The 9,037-nt window shown below is 44.1% G+C and carries 2 protein-coding genes; both read left to right on the forward strand.

The features are described from left to right. A partial coding sequence (locus F6K37_RS12680; protein WP_287250540.1) for an efflux RND transporter permease subunit occupies window positions 1-2,553 on the forward strand: 2,553 nt, incomplete at its 5' end. Window positions 2,554-3,646: 1,093 nt separating this feature from the next. Further along, a complete protein-coding gene (locus tag F6K37_RS12685; RefSeq protein WP_287250543.1) occupies window positions 3,647-8,995 on the forward strand; it encodes a CHAT domain-containing protein in 5,349 nt (1,782 codons plus the stop codon). Window positions 8,996-9,037 lie beyond the last annotated feature (42 nt).

A 9,037-nucleotide genomic window follows, 5' to 3' on the forward strand; every position in this document is an offset into this window, starting at 1 on the left:
TCTGGTAGCAGTTTAGTCTCGGTGGAAGAAGGGGTTCGCAAGGCGGTTGTTCAACTAAAAACTACCCTGCCAGAGGATATTGAACTGCGCTTGATCTTCACCCGTGCTGATTCCATCCGTGAGTCCTACCAAGCAACCATTGATTCCCTAATTATCGGTTCAATACTGACTGTATTCACCGTGGGGATATTTCTGAGAAATTGGCGGGTAACTCTAATTACAGCAATAGCGCTACCTTTATCAATTATTCCCACCTTTCTGGTGATGAAAGCCCTAAACTATACCCTTAACAATATGACCCTACTGGGTTTAGGCCTAGCCGTGGGGAACTTGGTCGATGATGCCATTTGCATGATTGAAAATATCGACCAGCACTTGGATATGGGTAAGAAACCCATGAGAGCAGCGTGGGATGGGGCCCGGGAAATTGGTTTAGCTGTAGTAGCCACCACCGCAACTATTGTCGCGGTATTTATTCCTGTAGCCTTCATGGGGGGTATCCCTGGTCAATTCTTCCAACCCTTTGGAGTAACCGTTGCGGTATCTACTATGTTTTCCACCCTAGTAGCTACAACAATGACACCAATGCTGAGTGCTTATTTGCTCAAGCCAAAATCAAAAAGCTTGAAGGTTGACCCGTTGAAGGTTGACAAGTTGAAGGTTGACAAGTTGAAGGTTGACAAGTTGAAGGTTGACAAGTTGAAGGTTGACAAGTTGAAGGTTGACAAGTTGAAGGTTGAAAGTTGGCCCAATAACCATCAACCTGCTGACCATCAACCTGCTAACCATCAACCAGCTAACCTTCAACCCAATAACCATCAACCTGCTAACCATCAACCTGCTAACCATCAACCTGCTAACCATCAACCTGCTAACCTTGGCCAAAAGGCCACGCTACGCGAACAACCTGCAACCCATCAGACGCGACCTATACAACCTTATCGAGGTTTATTAACCTGGGCGTTGAAGCACCGGATTACCACGATGTTGATAGCTGTAGCTTTTTTCATTGGTAGCTTGCAGCTTGTACAGTTTATTCCCAAGGGTTTGTTTAGTAATGAGGATACTGGAGTCAGTACGGTATTGATTGACCTGCCACCGGGGTCTGAGCTGAGTGAAACCATAGATGTGGTTCAAGAAACAAATCAGTTGTTGCAGTCAAACCCAGCTATAGAAAATGTTCTGGCCAGGGCTGGAAATGATGGTGTAAATTCTGGTATTGTATACGCCAAACTCTTACCCAAAGAGCAACGGGAAATATCTCAGCAAGAATTTGAGCAGCAGATGCGTGAGGGTTTCCAGAAAATACCTGGCGCGAGGGTTAGTTTCCGTAGTCAAGGGGCTGGAGGCTCTAGCAAGGATTTATCAATTGTTCTCAAGAGTGAGAATGGTGAACTGCTTTCCCAAACCGCCCAAACTCTAGAACAACAGATGCGCCAAAGTCCTGGTTTAGTGGAAGTCACCTCTAGTGAAAGTCTAGTTAAACCAGAAATTGTGATTGTACCTAATCCTGCCCGTGCTGCAGATTTAGGAGTGTCTGTTCAAGCGATCGCACGCACAGCCTCTTTAGCCTTAATTGGAGACCTTGAGTCAAATCTGGCTAAATTTGACTTACCTGACCGACAAATTCCGATTCGTGTCCAACTCGACCCAGAATCGAGGGATGACATCGAAACCCTCAAAAATCTGCGGGTTCCCAGTCGAAATGGAACCTTAGTCCCCATCGCTGCTGTAGCCGATATCCGTTTAGGGAGTGGACCGGCCCAGATTGACCGCTTTAATCGTGCTCGTCAGGTGTCTTTGGGAGCTAACTTGCAAGGGATTTCCCTAGGAGATGGGATCGCAAAAGTCCAATCCCTACCTGCTATGAATCCCCTACCCCCTGGAGTTTCCGAGGAACCCTCTGGGGATGCCAAGATTATGCAAGACATCTTCGGTGGCTTTTTAAGCGCTTTAGCGCTATCAGTGTTGTGCATTTATGCCATTCTGGTACTGTTGTATAACAGTTTTCTCTATCCCTTTGGAATTTTGGTGGCTTTACCCCTATCCATCGGTGGTGCCTTAATGGGACTGTTGATTGGCCAGAAGGAATTGGCACTTTTTGCCCTAATCGGAATAGTATTACTGATGGGATTGGTGACCAAAAATGCCATTCTCTTGGTAGACTTTGCCTTAGCCAATCAGAAAGAAGGGACATCCCAGTTTAAAGCAGTCATTCAAGCTGGAGTCAGTCGCTTGCGACCGATTTTGATGACCTCGGTCTCCACCATTGCTGGCATGATTCCCATTGCCTTGGAATGGGGAGCCGATGGTGAAGTTCGTAGTCCGATGGCTCTTGCCGTGATAGGAGGATTTACCACTTCTACTCTGCTCACCTTGGTGGTGGTGCCAGTATTATTTACCTATGTCGATAACTTAGTTCGTTGGACAAGAAAGACCCTCTTTGGAAGTAAAACTCAAGATTACCAAGACGATGTAGTAGAGGTTGATGTAGAGCCTGAGCAGTATTTGAGCAATGGTACTTCTATTGCTGCCAGTAATGGTAAGTTCTAGTCTCTCGACTAATGTCTAGGTAAGCTATCAGCTATCAGCTATCAGCCGTCAGCTATCAGCCAAGGGCTGATAGCTGACGGCTGAATCCTTATGCCTAGGGTGAATAACAATTAACTATATAGCAACCGAAGTATAGTTTAGGACAGAGTATTTTGGTTGAAAGGGAGCAGGGACTAAGGCCGTAGGCCACGCGGGGCGCGTTCGGAGCAGGGAGCAGAAATATGTCTTAAGCTTTACTTCGACTGCTATACAAAGTTTATTGTTGGTATTTAATTATAATGATGCAGATGTCAATTACCTATTGATTGTATTAACCAAAACCCATCAATCCCTGCCCTGATAAGTTAGCCATAATATAGCGCTACGTGCAAGTCCGCAAGTCACAAGTCAGAAGTCAAAAGTTTACTACAAAAGGTTTTCAGCTTTTAGCAATGTCAAACACTTTAATGCGTAGTGCTATATCATGTCGGGATAATTACCCTTAATAAAAAACTCCCCCATCTCCCCATCTCCGCATCTCTCCCCACTTCCCAACCTCCCCACCCTCCCCTTGTTTTTTACAAATATGAGATGCACCCGGTTGGTGTAGTGATAGGGTGGATAGTATTCCCAGCAGTCTGATCATGGTAACATTTGAGGAAGGGGGGTGTTTGATCAACGGCGAAGACGGGAAGGACGCCAAGAAAGCAAGTAAACCCAAGAAAGCAAGTATAGCAGTCGCCAGGGCAGTTAGGACATGACAAAAGTCTCAAACCTAAGGTAAGCGCAAGAGTTTGACTTCTGACAAATGACTTCTGACTTCTGACTTCTGCTATAAACCAGGGAGGCGGATTTTTGTAACCAATTAATATTACAATTAATATTACAATTCAGCAATTAAATAAATTAGCAAGCAACTGAATAATTATGATGTGTGACTACATAGGTTGATCAATTCAAAATTATGCAGTTAAATTACCTAATATAAAGAAATTAAATAGCGATTAAGTTAGGTAAGGGATTAAGTTAGGTAAGGGATTAAGTAGCGATTAAGTAAGTTATGATTAGTTTAGGTGATTGGTGTAAGTTATTGGTGTAGTGGGAGCATCGACTCGTGAAAGCTGTTGGGTGGCATAGTAACTGGTTGTGGAAACTTTTTTCTCTAGTTGGAGAAATTTATTTAGGTATAGCCATACTGTATCCCGTCCATGTCGCTAAGGCTGAATCTATTATACCAGCCACAGATGGTACGGGCACTAGTATTACAATTTATGGCAATGAGTTGACGGTTGACGGGGGTACAGTTTCCGGAGATAGCGCCAATTTATTCCATAGTTTTCAAGAATTTGGTCTGACGGCAGAACAGACAGTTACGTTTCTGTCTAATCCCCGAATTCGTAATATTTTGGGTCGGGTGATTGGGGGTAAGCCGTCAATTGTTGACGGGTTAATTCGAATAGCTGGAGGTAACTCAAACTTATTTTTAATGAATCCAGCGGGATGGGTGTTTGGTGCTAATGCTCGTCTGAATATCCCAGGTGATTTAACCGTAACAACAGCGAATCGGATTGGGTTTGGTGAAGACAATTGGTTCACTAGCTTTGGGTCAAATGACTATCAAACTTTAATCGGTAATCCCCAGACTTTGGCCTTTGACTCGACTCAACCAGGGAGTATTATTAATGCTGGGAATCTGGAACTACTAGAGGGTAATAACTTAAGCTTAATCGGCGGTAGTGTGATCAGTACTGGAAACGTAAGTGCTGCCAACGGAACGGTTACTCTGGCTGCTGTAGATGGTGCTAATTTAGTTAGGATTAGCCAACCAGGACACCTATTAAATATCGAAATTGAATTACCAACGGATGCTGATGGGGAGCAGCTACCATTTACACCTCAGGATTTACCAACCTTGTTGACCGACGGAGTTGAAGGGTTACAGACACCGATTGTGGTGAAGCCAGATGGTAAAGTACAGCTCGCGGATTCTGGTTTACCGATTGAGATGGGTGATGTGGTGGCTCGGGAGGTAAACGCTCAGACTGCTACACTATCAGCTGCTAATAATCTCACCTTAGTCGAAAGCCAGCTCTCTACCACTGGGGATTTGAATCTGTTGGCTGGCAATACAGTGCGATCGCATGATAGTCTAGCGCGCCCCTTTATTGCTGAAGCCCTCGGCAATTTATCCATCCAGGGCAATCAAGCCATAGAGATTTCAACCCCCAATCATCAAGCTAGTGGTTTATTCTCTGGTGGCAACATGGTACTGCGTTCCGCTAATCCAGTACAAGGCAGTAGTCGCTATCAAACAGGCGCTAGTTTTCGGATTGAGCAGTTAGATGGTAGTCCAGGGAATTGGATTAGTCCTGATGATTCCATCATTCTAGCAAATGGTGATGTCAGTCTAGGCAACTATCAAGGCGCTTCCTTACATATTTTAGCAGGGGGTAGTGTTACCTTAGGCGAGATTGCGATTAATCCTACTGATCAGCCTAACCCTAAGATTAGTCCAACCCACTCCGATCCCATCCTTGCTAATCTAGCCAATGTCACTCTATCTGACCAAAGTAATTTGGTGATTGATGGTGCTAATCAGGCGACCTTAGATATTAGAGCTGGGATTGATTGGACACAACAAGGAGGAGTGCCAGGAAACAATTCAGGTAATCTTGATTTTAGTAATAATTTTAGCAGTAATGCCACCAGTGCCGATATCAAAGTTAGCGATATTACCGTAGCTCGGGATGGATTGGTCTCGATAACCAATCAGTATTCGCCTAATACTGCATTAACCACTGGTGCAATTCAAGTTGACACTATTAAGACCGGTGGTTTAAGTAATAGTAATCCTAATACTAATTCCCCACAAATCCTGATTGACTCTCGCAGCACTATCGAAGTCACTAAGAATAATCGCTTAGATACTGCTAATAATACTGGTAGGGGAGGGGATATTACCCTAAATGCTGATGGCAATAGTCAATTATCCACCACTCAACCTACTATTCAAATTCCTAGTATTGATTCCTTTGGTGGGTCAGGGGCCGGTGATGTCACCGTAACTAGCAGAGGTGGTGATATCCAAATCAATAGTGGGGGTAGCGGTATCAATGCTGGATCGGAATCAGAAAATGGGGGAGCGATCGCAATCACAGCTACCAACGGTAACATTACTATCAAAAATCCCATCAACAGCCCCAGCACTCTAGTCATTGATACCGATGGTCAAGTCAGTCTCGGCAATCCGGAGCAACCCTTACAAGCCAGTAAGATTAAAGATGTTTTGATTACCGCTGGTGGGATTGAAGTGATTTCCCAGCTGATGGCTGAAAGCATCACTATCCAACCAAAAGACCCTAATACTACTTTGGGCATAGGGAAAGATGCTGGTGGCACCTTCCAAATCACCACAGCGGATTTGTTCAATAATCTCGCTCTAGGCACTTCCGGTACCTTAACAATTGGAAATCCTGAATTTACCGGTGATGTAAGAATCCGCAACTTTGACCTGAGTCAGGCCAATCTCAATGTTATTGTCAGAGGCGGGGATATTCACTTTCTCAGCAGTGACACCAATCCTGCTGTCCAACTGGCTAATAATCAGACAGCTCAATTTATCTCTGCTGGTACCATCTTTGATAATCTGGGGACTGAAGTAACCATTGATGGGGAACAAGGGGCAGTTTTATTCGATGCTGAAAATGGATTTAGCTACGCCGATGCTAATGGTATAGATGTTCAAGCTAAGAATATTGCTGCCGTTACCCGCAATAGTGGCGATATTATCCTTAACCTTCAAGACCCCAATGCTGTGATCACCTCCGTGGCTGGTGTGAATGGGATTAGCGCTGCTAAAAATGGCAGCATTCGTCTCGGACAAGATATACCTGGTACTATCACCATTGATCAACCCATCCGTGCTCAGGGTTCAGGGAGTATCTCCATTGGGCAATTCAATACTACTCAAATCAATCTCAACAGCACTGTGACATCTGGGAGTGGTAACATTAGCTTCCTCAAACCCCTCAATCTTGATCCGACTAGCCCTAACACTAGTGCTAACATCACTAGCACTAGCGGTAACATTACCTTTAATGATACCGTTGACGGTAATCAAGACCTGAGCGTTAATGCTGGCACTGGCACCATTCAGTTTAATGATGCAGTGGGAGGCACCATTCCCCTAGGAGATATTACCCTAACTGCTGATGAAATTAACTTTAACGACATAGTTCAAGGGAATGCCACCATTACATTACAACCGTTCAGCGCTGATCAAGCGATCGCAATTGGTGGCAATCACAGGAGCCAGACTGGTATTATAGCTCTAACTGCCCAAGAAATCAACTTCCTGCAAGATGGCTTTACTGCTATCACTATCGGTAATCCTAACAGTAGCGCTAACATTACCATTGCTGAAACTGGGGTCACCTTCCAAGACCCAGTAACCATTCAAGCCCCAGCCGGATCAGGTGCCATCATCGCCAATGGCACAATTCAAGGCATAGACGATGCTTCGATTACTCTAGAGGCCAATCAAAGTATTGCAGTTGAGAACATTATCACCAATGGCTCCGATATCAACCTTACCGCTAGGAATGGAGAGGTATTCACAGAAAACCTCAACACCTCTGGTATTAGTGGTGGTAATCTTGTTATCGATGCTTCCACTACCATTAAGACTGGCTTAATTAATACTAGCGGTAGTCTTGGTGATGGCGGAAATGTGATTATCGACCCGATTGGAGATGTGGAAGTCAGGGCGATTAATGCTCAAGGGGGAGAAAACGGTAGTGGTGGTGATGTTGATATTACCGCTGGTCGATTTTTCCGAGCTACCGATACCTTTAGCGGACGCAATCAGACCACAGCTAGTATTTCCACTAGGGGCGGAGTGGCAGGAGGGTCAGTCATCATCCGACATAATGGCGCAGCTAGTTCCATACCCTTTACTGTCGGGGATGCCAGCATCAATGGTACCGCTGGAGCCATTACCACTGGCACACAGAATTCTATTTTGCCAACGCAACGGTTTCTGGAGTCCTATACTCAGGGTAATTTTCCCAGTCAGATTCAACTGATTACTGAGCTGATTACTCAGTCATCTCCTAATACTAGTAATACTGAAGTAACCAATAGTGAGCCAGATTTACCTGAGTTACCACAGGAAATCCTCCCACCATTGATGATAGAAGAAACTGAAGCATTGTCCAAAGAAATGCTAGTCTATCAACTAGAGGATTATTTTACCAGTCAAGTTACCAGTCAAGTCACCAGTCAAGACAACGGTCAAGTTGAGTCATCTGTTGCTGAGATTAAAACAGCCAAAGACATTCAAACAGAACTCAAGGAAATTGAACAAGTTACCGATGCTAGACCAGCACTGATCTATGTCTTTTTTCGGAATTCTGGAAATTTACCAGGACGAGACGTTGTCTTAAAAACCGAATTCCTCAACATCAATCCTAATGTAATTGTAGAGCCCAAGCCTAATGCTCCGTTAGAACTGGTATTGGTAACTAGCCAAGGCAAAATGATCTACAAACGGATTGCTAATACCAGCCGGGAGCAAGTGTTAGCCTTAGCTCAATCATTCCGGGATAGTGTAGCATCTCCTAGAGCAGGGGTTTTTCGACCACAAGACCTAGCCAAATCCCAACAACTCTATCAATTACTGATTAAACCCCTCCAGAAGACATTAGATGAACAAAACATCAATAACTTGGTGTTTGTGATGGATAAAAGCTTGCAGTCTCTCCCTTTAGCCGCCCTCCATGATGGCGAAAGCTTTATTGTGGAAAAATACAGTGTTGGTTTAGTGCCTAGTTTGAGCTTGACCGATACCAACTATACCGATGTCAGAAAAGCCCCAGTGCTGGCTATGGGCACGGAAAAATTTCACCAGCATCGAGACTTACCCTATGTTCCCAAACTAATCGAGCATTTAGTCAATACCTGGTCAGCTAAAGCCCTAGAAAACGAAAACTTCACTATCGCTAATCTCCAGGATGAAATTAATCAGAAATCTTTTAATATCCTTCATTTAGGAACCCATGGTAAATTTCGGTCTAATGCTAATGATTCCTACATTCAGTTCGGTAAAAAACGATTAGGATTAGGAAAATTTGAAACTTTGGGATTAGAGCAACCACCGGTCAACTTATTAGTCTTAAGTGCTTGTGATACAGCCCTTGGCAATCAACAGTATGAATTAGGATTTGCTGGATTTGCCTATCAATCCAAAGTGCAATCGGTTTTAGCTAGTTTGTTAGCAGTGCCTCAAAATGGAACGTTTAAACTCCTGAAATCTTTTTATGACCATTTAAAAGTAGTCCCTATAAAAGCAGAAGCCTTAAGGTTAGCCCAAGTAGAGATGCTTAAGGATAATACTAACACTAATAATAATTTATCCCATCCTTACTATTGGGCATGGTTTACTATTGTGGGGAATCCTTGGTAATTTTAATAGGGAGTAGGGAGTAGGGAGTAGGGAATCGGGAGT

This window comes from Moorena sp. SIO4E2 (assembly GCF_010671945.1).
Classification (GTDB): Bacteria; Cyanobacteriota; Cyanobacteriia; order Cyanobacteriales; family Coleofasciculaceae; genus Moorena; species Moorena producens.